The 17,163-nt window shown below is 70.0% G+C and carries 13 protein-coding genes; 3 read left to right on the top strand and 10 right to left on the bottom strand.

Translation table 11 applies throughout. The features are described 5' to 3' along the window. The first annotated feature begins 163 nt into the window (after positions 1–163). Positions 164–1,711, top strand: a complete 1,548-nt coding sequence (locus ACWCQS_RS37710) for a YibE/F family protein (RefSeq protein WP_451008669.1) — start codon at positions 164–166, stop codon at positions 1,709–1,711. A 330-nt stretch (positions 1,712–2,041) separates the two neighbouring features. Here the strand turns inward: ACWCQS_RS37710 and ACWCQS_RS37705 are convergent, their stop codons facing one another. The 5 genes from ACWCQS_RS37705 to ACWCQS_RS37685 form a co-directional block, all read right to left on the bottom strand. Further along, positions 2,042–2,752, bottom strand: a complete 711-nt coding sequence (locus ACWCQS_RS37705; RefSeq protein WP_451008668.1) for a peptidylprolyl isomerase — start codon at positions 2,750–2,752, stop codon at positions 2,042–2,044. 195 nt (positions 2,753–2,947) lie between these two features. Then, positions 2,948–4,018, bottom strand: coding sequence for a histidinol-phosphate transaminase (hisC, locus tag ACWCQS_RS37700; protein ID WP_451008667.1), 1,071 nt, complete (start codon positions 4,016–4,018; stop codon positions 2,948–2,950). Between the two features lie 57 nt (positions 4,019–4,075). Beyond that, on the bottom strand, positions 4,076–4,915 hold the full coding sequence (locus ACWCQS_RS37695; protein WP_451008666.1) for a GPP34 family phosphoprotein: 840 nt from the start codon (positions 4,913–4,915) through the stop codon (positions 4,076–4,078). Continuing rightward, entirely contained in the window at positions 4,912–5,517 is a 606-nt protein-coding gene (locus ACWCQS_RS37690; protein WP_451008665.1) for an HAD family hydrolase, read from the bottom strand. Before ACWCQS_RS37690 ends, ACWCQS_RS37695 begins: the two co-directional genes overlap by 4 nt. Then, positions 5,514–6,746 carry an MFS transporter gene (locus tag ACWCQS_RS37685; protein ID WP_451008664.1) on the bottom strand — a complete coding sequence of 411 codons (1,233 nt, stop codon included), beginning with the start codon at positions 6,744–6,746 and terminating at the stop codon, positions 5,514–5,516. The genes ACWCQS_RS37690 and ACWCQS_RS37685 overlap by 4 nt, the downstream gene beginning before the upstream one ends. A gap of 157 nt (positions 6,747–6,903) precedes the next feature. On the opposite strand from ACWCQS_RS37685, the gene ACWCQS_RS37680 reads away from it, so the two are divergent. Further along, positions 6,904–7,668, top strand: coding sequence for a DeoR/GlpR family DNA-binding transcription regulator (locus ACWCQS_RS37680; RefSeq protein ID WP_451008663.1), 765 nt, complete (start codon positions 6,904–6,906; stop codon positions 7,666–7,668). A gap of 302 nt (positions 7,669–7,970) precedes the next feature. Here the strand turns inward: ACWCQS_RS37680 and ACWCQS_RS37675 are convergent, their stop codons facing one another. The 3 genes from ACWCQS_RS37675 to ACWCQS_RS37665 all read right to left on the bottom strand — a co-directional run bounded on the left by ACWCQS_RS37675 (position 7,971) and on the right by ACWCQS_RS37665 (position 10,132). Beyond that, positions 7,971–8,519, bottom strand: coding sequence for an aminotransferase class I/II-fold pyridoxal phosphate-dependent enzyme (locus ACWCQS_RS37675; protein ID WP_451008662.1), 549 nt, complete (start codon positions 8,517–8,519; stop codon positions 7,971–7,973). Then, positions 8,509–8,748, bottom strand: a complete 240-nt coding sequence (locus tag ACWCQS_RS37670; RefSeq protein ID WP_451008661.1) for a hypothetical protein — start codon at positions 8,746–8,748, stop codon at positions 8,509–8,511. The genes ACWCQS_RS37675 and ACWCQS_RS37670 overlap by 11 nt, the downstream gene beginning before the upstream one ends. Positions 8,749–9,463: 715 nt before the next feature. Beyond that, entirely contained in the window at positions 9,464–10,132 is a 669-nt protein-coding gene (locus ACWCQS_RS37665; RefSeq protein WP_451008660.1) for an HAD family hydrolase, read from the bottom strand. Between the two features lie 164 nt (positions 10,133–10,296). On the opposite strand from ACWCQS_RS37665, the gene ACWCQS_RS37660 reads away from it, so the two are divergent. Continuing rightward, complete coding sequence (locus ACWCQS_RS37660; RefSeq protein WP_451008659.1) at positions 10,297–10,641, top strand: hypothetical protein; 345 nt, start codon at positions 10,297–10,299, stop codon at positions 10,639–10,641. A gap of 16 nt (positions 10,642–10,657) precedes the next feature. On the opposite strand, the gene ACWCQS_RS37655 is transcribed toward ACWCQS_RS37660, so the two are convergent. Then, a complete protein-coding gene (locus ACWCQS_RS37655; RefSeq protein WP_451008658.1) occupies positions 10,658–13,954 on the bottom strand; it encodes a tetratricopeptide repeat protein in 3,297 nt (1,098 codons plus the stop codon). 386 nt (positions 13,955–14,340) lie between these two features. Beyond that, positions 14,341–16,980: an MFS transporter gene (locus ACWCQS_RS37650; RefSeq protein WP_451008657.1), complete on the bottom strand. Its 2,640-nt coding sequence runs from the start codon at positions 16,978–16,980 to the stop codon at positions 14,341–14,343. Positions 16,981–17,163 lie beyond the last annotated feature (183 nt).

Raw genomic sequence — 17,163 nt, 5'->3', positions numbered from 1 at the left:
CGGCCGGTGAAGAGGTTCATGATCCAGGCATGGTGAGCAGAACGCTCGATCTTCTGGCGATGCTCGGGCTGAGTCCACGCCACAGCCGTTCCCGTACTCTTCCTCAGAGCCGCCGCGCAGGACCGGCTCCGGAGGGGGCACGGACAACCGCGAGGGAGACGGCATGGGAACCGCTGACCGGCAGAGCGCCGGAGACTGGAACCAGGTCGGCGACCTGCCCCGACCCAGAGGTGGTCGCACGAGCGAGTACGGCCACGACTACGGGTACGGAAATGTCCCTGAGTCGACACCTCACCCCGGCTACGGACCCGATGCGGGCGCGGGCCACCTCCCCCTCTCTCAGGCGATAGGCCATGGGCACGCACCAGCGACCGCCGCCGAACATGGCTCCGGTCACAGCCCCGAAGCGGGAGCCGGCGGTCACGGACACGGCCACAGCCACGGGCCCGCGGCGCCGGTCTCCCGGCACCTGCGCAAGGTCATCGCGGCCATCCTGATCCCCTTCACCGCCGCCGTGGTCGTGGGGCTCGTGGTGCTGTGGCCGGGCGGAGCCCCGCCGCACAAGCGCACCGGTGTCGGCTTCGACCAGCAAACCCAGCAGGCGACGGTCACCCGGGTCGTCGAGGTGAGCTGCAAGTCGGTGAACGCCTCCGGCGAGACCCTCACCGGCGACACCTCCACCGCCGAGGGCAACTCGGCACAGCAGGAGACGAGCGGCACCTGCCACAAGGCCACGATCCGGGTCGACACCGGCAAGGACAAGGGACGCACCTTCACCGAGATCGTGCAGCCCGACCAGGCACGGCAGCTCCACCAAGGCGAGCAGGTCGTCACCGCCTACGAACCCTCCGCGCCCAAGGATCTGCAGTACTCGGTCACCGACGTCAACCGTCGCTTCCCGATGGGCCTGCTCGCAGGCATCTTCGCCCTCGCCGTCGTGGTCGTGGGCCGGCTGCGCGGCGTGATGGCGCTGGTCGCGCTGGCCATCAGCTTCCTGGTGCTGAACTTCTTCATCCTGCCCGCGATCCTGCAGGGCTCGAACCCGCTCCTGGTGGCGGTGGTCGGCTCGAGTGCGATCATGCTGATCGCCCTGTACATGTGCCACGGCCTATCGGCCCGCACCTCGGTGGCCGTGCTCGGCACACTGGTCTCACTGGCACTGATCGGCATCCTCGGCTCCCAGTTCATCGACTGGGCCGCGCTCACCGGCAACACCGACGACCAAACCGGCCTGATCCACGGCCTCTTCCCGAAGCTCGACATGAGCGGCCTGCTGCTCGCCGGCGTCATCATCGGCTCCCTCGGCGTGCTCGACGACGTCACCGTGACCCAGACCTCGGCCGTCTGGGAACTGCACGACGCCAACCCCACGATGGGCTGGCGCGGACTGTACCGGGCAGGCATCCGCATCGGCCGCGACCACATCGCCTCCGTGGTCAACACCCTCGTCCTCGCCTACGCCGGCGCCGCACTCCCCCTCCTGCTCCTCTTCTCCATCGCCCAGAGCGGCGTGAGCACGGTCGCCAACAGCGAACTGGTCGCCGAAGAGATCGTGCGCACGCTGGTGGGCTCGATCGGCCTGGTCGCCTCGGTCCCGGTCACGACGCTATTGGCGGCCCTGGTGGTCGCAGCCGATCGCCCCGGGCCGGAGAGGGAAACGACAACCGCGGAAGCGGCAGCGGGCCGGGGCGGACGTCGACGGAAGCGTTGAGATCGATCTCTTCAAAGTGCGGGCGGACCGCGCAGGCCCTCACCTGGTCAGCAGTGCAACCTCGCGGTCTGTGGGAGAAATCTGGGAGGGGTTGAGTCGGCCGCGTGGCCTTCGTCATCGACCACCACAGCGCACCACCGGCCGTCGCTACGACCGCGCTCCCCCGGTCTCCACCCTCGAATCCACGACAGATCCAGGCATCACGACGCACTCCACACGTTGAACCGCCAGGACCCGGAAAACGGTCGAGCAGAATCTACCGGATTCATGAATATGCAGGTCGGCGATCCAGCGCCATAGCTGGACCCACGGTGACCGCACCACAGTTCATCAGGGCCGGCAGGACGGCCGGACGCTCAGCAGCTCGGTCCGCAGCACGGGCATGCCGTCGACAGGCGCCGGGTCCTGCGAAGTTGGCTCGATACCGCCAGCAGCGATCTTGTCGAGCGTCTTCAGGCCGGCGGCACCGACAGTGCCGAACACCGTGTAGTCCGGTCGCAGCGCGGAGTTGCCGTAGACGACGAAGAACTGCGAACCGTTCGTGTTCGGCCCGGCGTTGGCCATCGCCAGCAAACCGCGCCCGTAAAGGCGACGGACGCCGGTCGGATCGCTCGGTGCCGGCGGCAGGTCCACCGGCAGCTCGTCCTTGTACTCGTACCCCGGCCCACCCTCGCCAGTGCCTGTCGGGTCGCCACACTGCAGGACCTTCAGCGTCGGATACGCCGTCAGCCGATGGCACACCGTACGGTCGTAGAACCGGTGCCGCGCCAGGTGCACGAAGCTCTGGACCGTGCACGGCGCCTTCGCCCGGTCCAGACGCAGCGGGAGCGGGCCCTGGCTGGTCGGGACAGCCATATCGACCGTGCCGTGACTGGGGGTGTGCCGCGGGTCGGGCGGCAGGGGAACCGGCCGCGCCGCCGGCTCGTTCGGTGTCTGGGTGTACTGGCAAGGACCGTGCGTGGTTCGCGGGGGGGCATCGGAAGCGGAGGCGGTGGTGCTGCCCCCGGACACGACCAACGCTGCTGCCGCCAATGCGGTCATGAGAGCTCGGTCCATCCTGCACACCCTCCAAAAGATCGTCAGATTTCGGAGCGGTCGCAGTCTAAGGCGCGGCCCGGCGGGCGAGTACCCGTCCGCAAGCCACATCCGCCTCCCAGCCTTCGGCCCGCGGCCGCAGGCCACTACGTTCGGGTGCGGCACAGGTGGTGAAGGCGACAGCCCCGCGGGGCGGCACGTTCAGAAGCCAGCCCCCGCGTCGGACGCGTACTCCTGCACCGCCTGCACGAAGACGTCGTTCTCCTCCCGCACCCCTACGGTCACCCGTACTCCCTCGTTTCCGAAGCACCGGACCAGCACACCGCGGTCCGCGCAGAAACCGGCGAAGTCCGCCGAACGGTCGCCCAACGGAAGCCACAGGAAGTTCGTCTGGGAGGCAGGGACGGACAGGCCCGCCGCCAGCAGCCGGTCTCGTAGGTGCTCCCGCTCTGCCGCCACGGCCCGGCAGCGCTCGCTCACTTCAGCGGTGTGGGCCAGCGCGGCCTCCGCCGCAACCTGGGCCAAGCGACTGACCGCGAAGGGCACCGCCACCTTGTTGACCGCCGAGACGACGGCCGGTGAGCCGACGCAGTAGCCGACCCTGATGCCGGCGAGCCCGTAGGCCTTGGAGAAGGTGCGCAGGACCGCCACGTTCTCGCGTTCACGAGCGAGCAACAGGCCATCGGGTACGTCAGGGTCCGTCACGAACTCCCGGTACGCCTCGTCCAGCACCACGAGCACGTCGTCCGGGATTCGCTCCATGAAGTCCCGCAGTTCGCGGGCGTCGACCGCGGTGCCGGTCGGATTGTTGGGGTTGCAGACGAAGACCACGCGGGTCGCCGGGGAGACGGCATCCGCCATGGCGGCCAGGTCGTGCCGATGCCCGGAGTCCAGCGCCACGGTACGGGCGTGGACTCCGGCGACCCGTGCGAAGACGGGATACGCCTCGAACGACCGCCAGGCGCACAGTACTTCGTCGCCCGGAGCGCAGTAGGCCTGGATCAGCTGCTGGCACAGGCTCACCGAGCCGCAGCCGATCGCGACCCATGACTCGGGGACCTCCAGTTCGGCGGCCAGCCGCGCCACCAAGTCCTCGGAGAACCACTGCGGGTACCGGTGTCCCTCGGCGGCGGCCCGGGCGACCGCCTCGACGACCGCGGGCAGCGGAGGGAGGGAACTCTCGTTCGAGTTGAGCAGGACAGCGCCGGGCGGCCGGCCCGGGATGATGTAGTCGGGGATGCCGGCCAGATCGGCCCGGGTGGGCACACCCATGGGACAACCTTCCTTTCGGTACGGGTCGGGACGTGCGCAGGGAGAACGACGGCCGCGTCAGCGCGCGGTTGCGCCGGGCCCGGCGAGCCGGAAGACACCCCCCTGCAGGCCCTGGATCCGCCGGTGGTCGGCGAGCAGGTCCTCGTAGCGGTCCCCGACCAGGAAGACCCGCAGCGGGCTGGAGAGCAGATCGGTCGTCGGGCGCATCCGGTCGCCGGGGCCCAGCCGGGGCACGGCCAGCCGGACCGTGCGGAGGGCGGCGATCCGGGCCAGGACGTCCTCGTCGATCGCCTCGACGATCCCCTCCCGGGTGGTCTGCCCGTGCACGACGAGGGCTTCGCGGTGCTTGCGGTACATCGTGCGCCCCGCGTACCGGCGCCGGAACTCCAGCAGGGCCACCGCGTCCGCCGCCTGACGGACCATGACCTCGGGCGGGACCGTGGGCCGCACCAGGTGTCCGCGGCGGGCGGCGATCAGCAGCACCGCGACCGCCAGGGCCGAGGTGTCCGAGACGTCGGGCCGTTCGGCGGCGCGGCGCACCCGCGCCCTCGCCTCGCCGACCCGCTCGCCCAGCACGCCGAGCGCAGAAGCGCCGGCGCACTCCTCCTCGACGTGCCGCAGCGCATCGGGGCCGAGCCGCTCCACCCACGCCGAGGGCGCCCGCGCCCGGCCGGCCGTGCCGACGCGGCGGAGCACCTGGTCCTGGACCACGTCACCCGTCGCGCCGCCGCCACACGGCACGACACGGTCGTCGGACAGCTCCAGCCGCCGCTGGAGCGCGAGTTCGAACAGCGCCGCCCCGACCACCGCGCGTCCGGCTTCGCTCCGGGACGGCCAGGGCCAGCGCCCGCCTTCTCCCACACCGCACAGGGCCAGCAGGAGAGGGGCCCGCGTCACCCGGCTGCCCCCTGCTCCAGGGCCGCGGCGAGGGCACCGACGCCTGTGAACACATGGCCGCGCATGCCGACCTCACGGGCCGCGAGAACGTTGTCGGAGCGGTCGTCCACGAAGAGGATTTCTTCGGCGGGCAGCCCCAGTTCGCGGCTGCACCATTCGTAGGCCGCCGGTTCCGGTTTGGCGCTGCCGATGCGGCAGGACAGTCCGACCACGCTGAAGTACCCGAGCCACTCATGGGTGGCCTCGTAGTGGACGGCGAGCTCCTCCGGGATGTTGGACAGAAGCCCGAGCCGCAGCCCCCGGCCGGCCAGCTCGGCCAGGAAGTCCACGCTCTCCTGGTCGATCTCGCTCCAGCTTGCCAGGTCGGCGGCGATCAGGTCGTCGACCTGTCGGCCGGTGAACGGCGTGCCGAGCCGTTCGCCCACATTCTTCCAGTAGGCGGGGCCATGGACATCGCCGCGGTCGTACGGCGGGCGCAGGGACCAATAGGCGTCCCAGAACTGCTCTCCGCTCATACCGGCTGTTCGTTCGATCACGGCTTGGGACTCCGGGGACTGCACGCGTGCCAGGACTCCGAACATGTCGAAGAGGACGGCCTTCACGCCTGCACCTCCGAGGGGCTGGTGGCGCCGGCGGAGTTGGGGCCCGACGTGGGCAGTCCGTTCGGATCGGGGGCGTTCCCGCGCAGCCAGAAACTGAGCAGCAGGCAGACGCCGGCCAAAGCGAACAGGACGACCGGGAGCGCCTTGACGGCCAGGCTGTCGATGACCACGCCGAGCAGCGGCGGGAAGGCGACGCCGCCGATCATCGACGCGGCCATCACATAGGCACCGGCCGCGGCGACGCTCGGCACTGCCCGGTTCAGCCAGGGCAGACAGGTGGGGAAGATCGGGGCGATGGCGAGGCCTACTCCGAAGTAGGCGTAGGGCGCCGCGGAGGGAACGGTCGCGAGCAGCAGGAATCCCGCCATGCCCGCGCAGCACACGGTGAGGATCGCGGGCGCCGAGAAGCGCAGGCAGAGCGGGACCACGACGAATCGGCCGATGGTCATGGCCGCCCAGTACGCCGACGTGGCGGTGGCGGCGGTCGCGGCCGCGTAGCCCACGGTCTCCAGATGGGTTGGCTCCCATCCGCCGACCCCGGTCTCGATCGCCACGTGGAGCACGTAGATGCCGATGAACGCGGCGATGATCGGTGCGACTCTCGCACCCCCGCCGGACGTGGCCTCGGTGACGGGCTCGGGCTCCCGCGAGGCCACGCCGCCGAGGGTGAACAGGATAAGCACGCAGACGGCGGCGACGCCGACGAAGATGCCCGGGTAGTGCTCGGCGCCGAGCCACCCCACCAGGGCGGGCCCCGCGATCGCACCCACGCCGAAATGGCCGTTGAGCAGGTTGAGCATCGCGGTGCTGCGGCGGCCGAAGGCGGCGGCGAACAACTGGTTGAGGCCGTAGTCGACGCCGCCGAAGCCGAGGCCGATGACGAAGGTGCCGACGAGGGCCAGGGGCCAGTCGGGCGCGGTGGCGAAGACCACGGCTCCCAGCGCCATGAGCAGGTACGAGGCGCCGAGCAGCACCCGGTGGCCCAGTCGCGCACACAGCACGTGGTAGACGAGCACGCCGACCACCGCGGCGGCGAAGTGTGCACTCAGGCTGAGTCCGGCGACGGCGGGGCTGACACCGTAGTCCTTGCGCAACGCGGGGATCGCCGGACCGTACAGCGCCTGGAGGGCTCCGATGACTACGAACGCCACGCAGGACGCGGCGATCGCCAGTGTCGTGAGCCGCGGTTGCGGGACCCCGGACGGATCGGGTCTGCGTGCTGTGGACATCGGACTCCTCCAGGATGGTTGAACGAACATCGATCGTGGGCAGAAATAACCCTGCCACGTGCGTCGCCAGCCGATCCTCTCACGATTCACGGCTGTTCGAACAGTCCATATGTTCATAAATACGGGGCAGGTGTGCGGAGCCGATACCCTCGCTGGCATGAACGTGATGGAGAGACACAACTTCGTGATCGAGCTGCTCATGCGCGAGAACCGCGCGACCGTCGCGGACCTCGCCCGAGCGACGGGGGCCTCGGAGATGACCATTCGCCGGGACCTGGAGCTCCTGGAGTCGCGCGGCGCCCTGCGTAGAGTGCGCGGCGGCGCGGTGAGCAACGCGCCGGGCGGGGTCGAGCCGCCGTACGCGATCCGCGCCATGTCGGGAGCGGAGACGAAAGAGCGGCTCGCGCGCACGGTGCTGTCGCTGCTGACGGACGGCGAGACGATCGCCCTGGACACCGGCACGACCCTGGTGGCCGTCGCGAAGGCCATGGAGAACCGGCATTTCACGGTCACCCCGCTGTCGCTGCACGCGGCCTTCGCCCTGTCCACCTATCCAGGCATCCAGCTACTGCTGCCTGGTGGCCAGGTCCGTTCGGGAGAGCTCTCGTTCTACGGCCACACGCCCGCCGAAACCTTCAAGGACCTATGCTTCGACACCTTCGTGCTGGGCTGCTGCGGGGTGGACCCGGCACACGGAGCCACCGCCTACAACCTCGACGACGTGCGGGTGAAACGGGCGGCCCTCGATTCGGCCCAGCGGGTCATCCTGGTAGCCACGGCCGAGAAGCTCGGCCGCATCGCACTCGGGCGCATCTGCTCACTGGAGGAGATCACCCTCGTCGTCACAGACGCAGCACCGGACAACCCGGTGGTGGAGACAATGCGGGAGCGGGGCATTCAGGTGGTCCATCCGCAGCCCTGAACTGCCCGGGGTCGTACGTCATGGCCTGCCGCAATGTTTGTCTGCTCTCCCGGACGGGTGCGGGCGGAAACCTCGCCGGCCGAGCGTCACGGAGTTCCGCGGGGCACTGCGCGCGACGACCCCCAGTACCGGGTTCCGCAACCAGCCACTGCCCATACGGGGACCCCGCCCCTGCGCTCCCTGGTAGGCCCACAGACGACGGCCCGGCAAGCGGCACGCGGACGACGGCTACGGCTACGGCTACGAGCGCCCTGCGTCCATGAAGCATCCGCCACCGCATCACCCGCAAGGGCTTCGAGCGCTCAGCGCCTGGACGTCACCGCCGGCAGTCGAAGGGAGCGCGGCCTGGCCGGGCCTGCGAGACGGCGCACCCGCAGGGCCGCAGGGGTGTGACATCCCGCCCCGGGTGACCAGCGTGCGTTCTTGTCACACCTCCACGTCGACGACGACCCAGTCGCTGATCTCCCGCCATTGGCGGATCGCTTCCTGGTGGAACCCGGATTGAGGAAACACTGGCTGATCTCCACAAGGCCGGCCTTCGCGCCGAAAAGGATCGCGACCTCGGTCTCGGGGTCCAGCCGGACGTCGTAATGCGTCGCGTACCACTGGGCGACGGCGGCGGCCTTGAGCTCGGGCAGTCCGGAGAAGGCCGGGTACCGGTGCGTCGCGGGGTCGAGTACCTCCCTGCGCAAGGCCTCGACGACGTGCGGCGGTGTCGGAAGGTCGGGATTTCCCTGGCACAGGTTGACGACGTCCTCGCCGGCCCGGACGAGCTGGTCGATCCTGCTCACGGTCATCGCGAACGAACTTCTGGGCAGGTCCAGGAGCCGCCGCGCCAACTCAGTCCTCATGACCCGCCGCCTTCACCTCGAGCGCCTTGTCCGCAACACCCTCGCGGGCCGGGACCCGCTCGTCGTCCCGCCTGGAGGCCCATCCGCTCAGGCAGAAGGCGACCAGCGTGATTCCGGCGCAGGCCCAGCCCACGGCGGAGAATCCGTACGCGGTGAACAGGGGGCCGAGCAGGGCGATTTGGGCGACTGTTCCCGCAAGTGGGCAGGGCAGATCGCACGGATCGGACACGACATCCGCTCCCCCGGCCGCAAGAATCGGCCACCATCCGCTCCGGCCGCACATCATCCGCCTGATGGCCCGTCAACTTCAGGCACTCCGCCGCCCGCTGCGTGGGAGTGGGATAAGCGGTACGTAACCGTCCATGCAGCACCGGTCAGATGCCCGTCGAACCGCTGCCGCGCGACATCCGGCAGAGGGGCCCGGGCACGATCCACGTGCGCGAATGCCACCAGTACCGCACCTCCTCCGGCCACCGCATCCCGCGCCGCCGCAGCGGACCGCCGCCTCGTCCGCCTTCATGTCCACCAGCCAGGCCAAACCGGGCTGCCGGCCGCCTCCCCTGCGCAGCCGGGACGTGGCAGCGGGCGGGGCGCGCCGCTGGTAGTCCGGATACCCCACCGCTGCGCGCTGCCCGGTACGCCTGACGCGCTGAACCCCTGCGGCATCGCCAACGCCGATGGCATCTGCCGCGACTGCAGACAGCCACGGGAGGAGCACTGGGCAGCATCCGACAAGCCGTGTGACGGCGGCAGCCTGCGGGGAGCACCTCGCCCAGGGCGTCCTCGCACTCTTCCTTGCGGGACCATCCCCGCGGGCGCGGGGAGCACGAGCCGACCGAGACGTTCGGCCTGCCAGCCGAGGGACCATCCCCGGGAGCGCGGGGACAACCTACTGCCCCGGCCGCGAGCGCGGCCGAGGCGGAGAGCTAGGGTCCAGGCACTCATCAGCAGGACTTGGCGGTGGCAGCTGCTCCGAGCAAGTCGGGTAGTTCACGCATTGCGTGGAAAAGGGTGGTGCCTGGGCCAGCTAGTTGTTCGGCGGAGTTCACCCCGCCGGTATAGCCGAAGGTGCGCATACCGGCGGCGCGGGCGGCACGAAGCCCGAAGGGGCTGTCTTCAATGACCACGCAGCGCTCGGGGGCGGCGCCCATCTGGGCTGCTGCCCAGAGGTGGAGGTCGGGTGCGGGTTTGGGGCACGCCACGTCGTCCGCGCTGAAGAGTCGCCCGGTGAACAGGTGCAGGAGACCGGCGCGGCGCAGGGACCGGGTCATTTTGTGGTGGCTGCCGTTGGAGGCGACGCAGTAGGGGATAGTGAGCTGCTCGATGACGTCTTTGACGCCGTCGACAGCGGTGAGTTCCGCCTCCACCAGGGCCCAGTAGGCCTCCTCGAACGGGACCTGCCAGTCGTCCGGGAGTCGATGGCCGAGCTGCTGCTCGATCTGTTCGCGCATGTACTGCCTGGAGTGTCCGACGAAGCGCTGTGCGATGTCCTGTGGGGTCAGGGCCCAGCCGAGTTGTGTGATCAGTGCGGAGTCGACGCGTACCGCGAGGCGTTCGCTGTCGACCAGGACGCCGTCGCAGTCGAAGATGACGAGTTCTATTGAGGGACTCATGAAATGCCGCTCCATGGAGGGGAGTTGGCCAATATCGTTGCCTTCGGCGACACCGGAGGGCTCGCGGTGCGGAGTACGGAGGAACAATGGGCACCTGGTCGGTTGAGGTAGCGGTCTCCTCACTGGTGGTTTCGGATGAGTCGGTTCAGGCGGCCCGCGGGGCCTTGAAGGACATCCGGGGGGACCTGGCGGGCCTTCCGGCCGTGTCCGGCGGTGTGGATCGGGTGGCGGACGCGTCCGTGCCCGGCCGCCAGGGCGGTGACTTGCTCCGGTTCGCGCTGGAGATGGCCCCCGGGGCGCTGGACGCGGTCCTCATGGTCATCCGGGCGCGGCGGGAGGCGCGCTCCAGTGGCGCCTCGGTCCCCCTGGAGACGTCCGTGCGTGTCACCGGTCCCGACGGTGTGGTGCGCGAGACGGTACTGAGGGGCGACGCCGATGACGTGGTGCGCGCCCTGCGCGAACTGCAGGATGTGCAGGGCGACGACGATGCAGCGGCAGGAGAGGAGTGACGCGAGGGACTGCGGTTCACGCGCCTGCCTGCTGCTCCAGGGCGGCGATCTCCTCGGCGGTGCGCAGGGTGTTGGGGTGCTCGGGCCCGATGGCGTCTTGCTGGTCGCGCAGCAGGTGGCGCAGGTTGTCGAGGGCGCCTGCCGCGTCTCCTTGTGCGGCTTGCCATTTTGCCTGGTTGAAGCGGGTGCGCAGGGTGTCTTGGTGATGGGGACCGAGGACGGACTCCTGCAGCGGGAGCAGTTCGTCGGCGAGCTGGCGGGCACGGGTGAAGTCGCCGGCCGCCCCAGTGAAGTCGATGATGTTGTTGACGGTGCGCATCGTGTCGGGGTGGGAGGCGCCGAGGCTGCGGGTGCGGCGTTCGCGTGTTTCCTCGAGGATGCGGATGGCTTCGTCGTAGCGACCCATGACACCGGTCCACCGGCCGAGGTTGTTCAGCGTGCGCAGGGTATCGGGGTGGTCGGGGCCCAGGACGCGGATGCGGGCGGGCATGAGGTCAGTGAGGATACGGATGGCTTCGGCCGGGTCCCCGTTGACACCGCTCCACAGGCCGATGCCGTGCTGGGTGCGCAGGGTGTCCGGGTGGTCCTCGCCGAGTGCTTCGATCTGCTGGGGTACCAGGTCGCGTAGGAGGGCGAGGGTCTGTCCGGGCCGTCCGGCTTCCCCGTTCCAGTAGGCGATGCTGTAGCGGGTGCGCAGGGTCTCGCGGTGCAGAGGACCGAGCTGGCGGGTCTGCAGGGGCAGGAGCGCGCTGAACTCCTCTACCGCTTGGGCAGCGTAGCCGGATTCCCCGGTCCACCGGGCCAGGCTGTTGCGGCACGCGAGCGTCTCGGAGTGCTCTTCGCCCAGGTACTGGCGGCATTCCTGCAGAACTTCGCGGATCTGGTCCATCGCCGTCCGGGGGGACCCGGCAAGCCCGGTCCAACTTCCGAGCGCGTGCCGGGCCTCCAGCGTGAGTTCGCTGTGCGGGCCCTGGGCCGTGCGGATGCGCGGCACCAGATCTTGGAGGAGGTCGCGGGCTTCCGAGGCGTGGCCGGAGACGCCCCGGGTGAGTGCCGCGTCCAGCTCCACACGCAAGGACAAGGTGTCGTCGGTGCCCAGGATGTGCGTGACGTCGGGCAGGAGCTGGCTGTAGAGCTCGGTGGCGGATGCGAACAGGCCGCAGCGGCTGGTCCAGGAGGCGAGTTCGCGCCGGGCTCGCAGGCTGCGCAGGTCCGCGGGGCCCAAGGTGTGGGTGATGGTGCGGGTCCAGCGCTCCCAGCGGAGTCTGTTCTCGCCGGCGAGTGCTGCAGGACGGCCGATCAGCACGTCGAGGGCGCCGTCGGGGTCTCCTGCCTCCCACCGGTGGGTGGCTTCGCTGCGCTCCGCGTAGGCGCGCACCGGATCGTCGCCGCTGTTCCTGCCATCGGCCATGGGAGCGAGCTTAGCCAGGGCATCGGCGATTGCCGAGTGGGTGCGGACGGCGCTCGGAAGCGTCAGAGTCTGCGAGCGTTGCAGGTGGTCGATGAAGGTGGGGTGGATGGCGGTGAGCTGCTCGCGGTCGGTGCCGGGTTCGACGCGCTCCACCAGGTGGTGCAGGGCGACCAGAGCCGTGCGCACGCCAGCGACGGTCGAAGGGCCTTCCAGGCTTTCGGATGCGGCGCGCAGCACTGCCAGGGGCACCAGGACACTCTCGCCGCCGTAGGCCAGCACGGCCAGGATCGCGGCCAGGTTTCTGTCAGTGTTCTCGCGCTGCTCGCGGCCGTACTCGCCGAGGGCCCGGGTCAGGAGCCGGTCGTAGAGGTCCTCGCGTGTGGTGGGCAGGCCCGTGTCCCGGTCGGTGTCGCGCTCGGAGCGGCCGCTGAGCTCGTTGCACAGCAAAGTGACGATCAGCCAGTTGCCCTCCGCGATCTGCACGATGCCGGGGACGTGCTCGGCCGGGACGTTCCTGCGCTCCACATACCGGCGGACCTGTTGCACCGTGGACGGTGGCACCGCCACGCACTCGAAGCCGACCGGAACGATGGCCGGGTAGCCGTACTCGGGCCGGTGACGGACCGACACCACGGTGCTCACGTGGCCGTAGCGGTCCGCGTCGCCGAGTTCGGAGATACATTCCGTCACGGCTGTCTCGGCCTCGGCAGGAAGCTGGTCCAGCGCGTCGATGACCAGGAGGACCTCGACATCGCCCGGCAGATGCCGCAGCGGCCCGGTCAGCCAGCGCTCGGTCGCCGGAAGCGCTTCCACCTCCTCCTGCGGCATGGTCCGCAGGAAGGCTTCCTCCGCTTCGAGGAAGGCGTCCCGGGCCGACATGTACAGCTGATCGTTGATCTGCCTGGCGAACTCCTCCGGCGTGGTGTCCGCTGCGATGGGAAAGAACGCCACCGCCTGGCCGGGTAGCGACGGATCCCGGTTCGGGCCGGCCCGGCCCGGGTCGATGCGGTCGATCGCCGTCATCTGCAGCGTGGCGCTCTTCCCGGAGCCGCTTGGCCCCAGCACTGCAACCCTCCGGTGCTCTCGCACGGACTGCGCCACCGGGTCGTGGCCTTCGGGGCGCTGATAGCGACGGTGTATCTCGTGCAGTCCGCCTTGCCGGCGGGTGACCCGGGCGACCAGATCCTCCACCAGGCCCTTGCGGCTCGCGCGGTTCGCGCTGATCCACAGACCTGCGTCGTCGCTCTCGTCGTGGATGAAATGGTGCGGGAACTGGTCCTGCCACCGCGGGATGTGGCGCTGGAAGTCCGAGGCCCTCAGGTACCGGCCGGCGTCGTCGATGCCGGCCTCCAGGTGCTCGCCGACCACCCGGCTGAAGCGCGCCTGCCAGCCCGACTCGTAGCTCGTGGCGGTGGACACCGAGATCCGCTTCATCGGCATCGACCACCGTCGCTCGCCGGCCAGCCGCCCCGATTCGCACGTGTCGATGATCAGGATCACCCCGTCCGAGCCGGGGAACTCGCCGTGGAGGGTACGCAGACGCGCCCCCAGCGGGTATCCGCGGGACGGCAGCGCATCCAAGCTGACAGGGTGATCGGCCGGGATGAAGTGGTACAGGTCGTCGTCGAAGTCGGAGGAACCGTGACCGATCAGGTACAGCACCAGTGTGGACCCCGTGCTTGACGCGTTCTCAAAGGCTTCCTGGATCCGCTCCTCCAGGACCTTCTTCGGCGGATCCCGCAGCACCCGCAGCCCCGCAACCGCGGGTTCGCACGCCCCCAGGACCGGGTCGTACAGGGCAGCCGCGATAACCTCCGCGGCCTCGTGCATGTACGCCTGATCGTCTTTGTAGGCGAGCCAGCGCGCGCTGACCACCAGCCCCAAACGCCCCGACTGACCCACGGCGCCCCCTAGGCAGCGACGACCCGAACCGCAGCGACAGCAAACGACAGTAACGGACAGGGCAGATGGGTGTACTTCGTTCGATCGGACGGGTCGTGAACCCCGCCCCACCACGGATGCCGTGTGACAGCGTGACACTGCGGATGCCGACGCATCATCCGTGCAGGGGGCAGCCTTGAGGGCCGCTCTCTGGCCGGGTCGCTGCTCGTTGCGCCATCTTCAGGGGGCAGGGGCCGGCGGAATCTTGATCCCTCGTGCTGCTGCGTCTGGCCGCCTCGCCGTGACCAACACCTTCGCGCTCGCAGGGTTCGTCCCGGTCGGTTTCCAAAGGAACCAAGGCCGGGCGGAGCCCGGCCTCAACTGCCGTGCGTTCCGAGGTGCTGCCGCTACCGGGACTCCTCCTGGTGGGCCAGCTCGACGTCGAAGCCGGTGACTCCGTTGCCGTCCAGGCGCACCGACGCGGCGACCGGGGCGTAGCCGCCGGCGATGACGGTGTACTCGCCGCCGTCGAGGTCGGTGAATCCGTAGGCGCCGTCGGAGCCGGTGATCGTGGTGCCGACCACGTTCCCGGCCGAGTCCAGCAGGGTGACCTTGGCGTCGTGGAGCGGCCGCCCGGTCGCGGTGCTGACGACGCCGTGAAGCCGGGCGCCGGGTTCGAGGCGGATCTCGCAGACGTCCGCGCCGCCCGGGGTGACGTCGACCGGGAGGGCGGCCGGGCGGTGGCCGGGCGCGTTCACCACGAGCGTGTAGCCGCCGGGTACCAGATCGGCGAGCACGAAGGCGCCGTCGGCGGCCGAGGTGCCGGAGGCCACGACCTCGCCGCGCACGTCGGTGGCGACCAGCAGGGCTCCCGGCAGCGGGCGCCCCTCGACGGCCTCCCGGACCGTCCCGGTGAGCGCGACGGTGCCGCTGAGCGCGAGGTCGCACTCGACCGGCTCGTCGCCGACCAGCACCGTGACCGCCTGCGGCTGCCGGGCACCGGCGGCGCCGATCAGCACGTACGTGCCGGGGCCGGTGACGGACATCGCGTAGTCCCCGTCCGCGCCGCTGACGGCGCGGCCGAGCTGCCGTCCGTTCACGTCGATCAGGGTGATCACGGCCTGTGACACCGGCGCGCCCGCGCCGTCCAGCACCCGTCCGTGGACGCGGTGGGACGGGGCGCCGGGGACTGGTGCGAACCGATCGGCCGGCTCGGTGACGGGCTGCGTCCTTCCGGCCGGGGCGTCGGCGGCGGTCCCGGCGGTGGTGCGTTCCGTGGCGGCCGGCTCGGTGGCCGGGGTCGCGGCGGGCGCGGCGGCCGTGGTCTCGGCCGGCTCCGGGGCGGGGCCGGCGCTCTCCTCGGCGGCCCGTGCCTCCAGTCCGGAGACCTTGCGCAGCGGCACCTCCTTGGTCCACACCGCGACCAGGAAGGCCAGGACCATCACGGCCGCCGCGATGAGGAAGACGAGCTGCATCGAGTCGGTGAAGCCGACCTTGAACGGCTGAGCGAGACGCGGGTCGAGCTGCTGGATGAAGGAGGAGTCGTCGAGCACGCCCGAGCCGCTCCCGCCGCCCGCGCCGGGGTGCTTGAACATCTCCAGCACCGGCGCGTTCGCGGGGTTGTGCCGTACGGCCGGGTCATGGAGCGCGGCCTGGAACGCGGGCGTCTGCGCGGCGGACCGGAAGGCCGAGCTGATCTTGTCGCCGACCGTGCTGAACAGCACGGAGAGGAAGACCGCGGTGCCGGCGGTGCCGCCCATCTGGCGGAAGAAGGTGGCCGACGCGGTCGCCACGCCCATGTCCTTGGGCTCCACGGCGTTCTGCACGGCCAGCGTCAGGATCTGCATGCATCCGCTGAGGCCGATGCCGAACAGGGCCATGTAGGCCATGGTCTCCGGCAGTGCCGTGTTCCACTCCACCCGGTAGTGGAACAGCAGCATGGCGGCGATGATCAGCAGGGTGCCGATGACCGGGAAGACCTTGTACTTGCCGGTCTTCTGGATGATGCGTCCGACCACGATGGTGCCGGCGATCATGCCGACCATCAGCGGCAGCATCAGCAGGCCCGACCTGGTGGGGCTGACACCCTTCACGATCTGCAGGTACAGCGGGATCATCATCATCCCGCCGAACATGCCCATGCCGATCAGCACGGACATCAGGCTCATCTTGCTGAACACCGCGCCGCGGAACAGCCGCATCGGGATCAGGGCCTCCTCGCCCATGGCCCGTTCGACGAGGACCCACACCAGCAGGCCGACCGCGCCGACCGCGTAGCAGACGTACGCCTTCGTGGAGGTCCAGCCCCAGCTCTGGCCCTGCTCGGCCACGAGCAGCAGCGGCACCACGCCGACGGCGATGGTGAGCGCGCCCCACCAGTCGATGCGGTGCTCGCGCCGGGTGTGCGGGAGGTTCAGGACCTTGGCGACGACGAACAGTGCGATGATGCCGACCGGCACGTTGACCAGGAACACCCAGCGCCAGCCGGCGATGCTCAGAATGCTGCTGCGGCCCGCGAGGAAACCGCCGATCAGCGGGCCGAGCACGCTGGAGGAGCCGAACATGGCGAGCATGTAGCCCTGGTACCGGGCGCGCTCGCGGGGCGGCACGATGTCACCGATGATCGCGAGCGCCAGTGACATCAGACCGCCCGCGCCGATGCCCTGGAAGGCCCGGAAGGCGGACAGCTCCGTCATCGAGGTGGCGAACGAGCAGGCCGCCGAGCCGGCGATGAAGATCGTGATGGCCGCCAGGAAGAAGGGCTTGCGGCCGTAGAGGTCGGACAGCTTTCCGTACAGCGGCGTGCTGATGGTGGAGGTGATCAGGTACGCGGTGGTGACCCACGCCTGCGCGCTGAGCCCGTGCAGATCGTCGGCGATCGTGCGGATCGAGGTGCTGACGATGGTCTGGTCGAGCGCCGCGAGGAACATCCCCAGCATCAGGCCGCTGAGGATGGTCATGATCTGACGGTGCGTCAGCCTACCGGCCGGCACCGACGCGGATATCGCTTCGGTTCCCCCACGGGCCGGGGATGCGGACGTGGTCATGCGTGCGGATCTCCTTGCCTCGCCTCGCCGGCCGGGCCCGGCCCGGCTTCGAGACTCTGTGTAGGTGCGGTCGACCGGATCGTCGTCGAGGCGCGGCAGCGGACGGGTGAGACGGTCGACACGCACGTTCCGTTGCTTGCGGCTACCAACTGAGTGTAGATCCTGGCTGTGGCGGGCTGTGCC

It is taken from the genome of Streptomyces sp. NPDC002076 (assembly GCF_053593835.1).
Note: the sequence above shows the minus strand (reverse complement) of the source record. Positions and strands in the feature narration are given on the sequence as shown.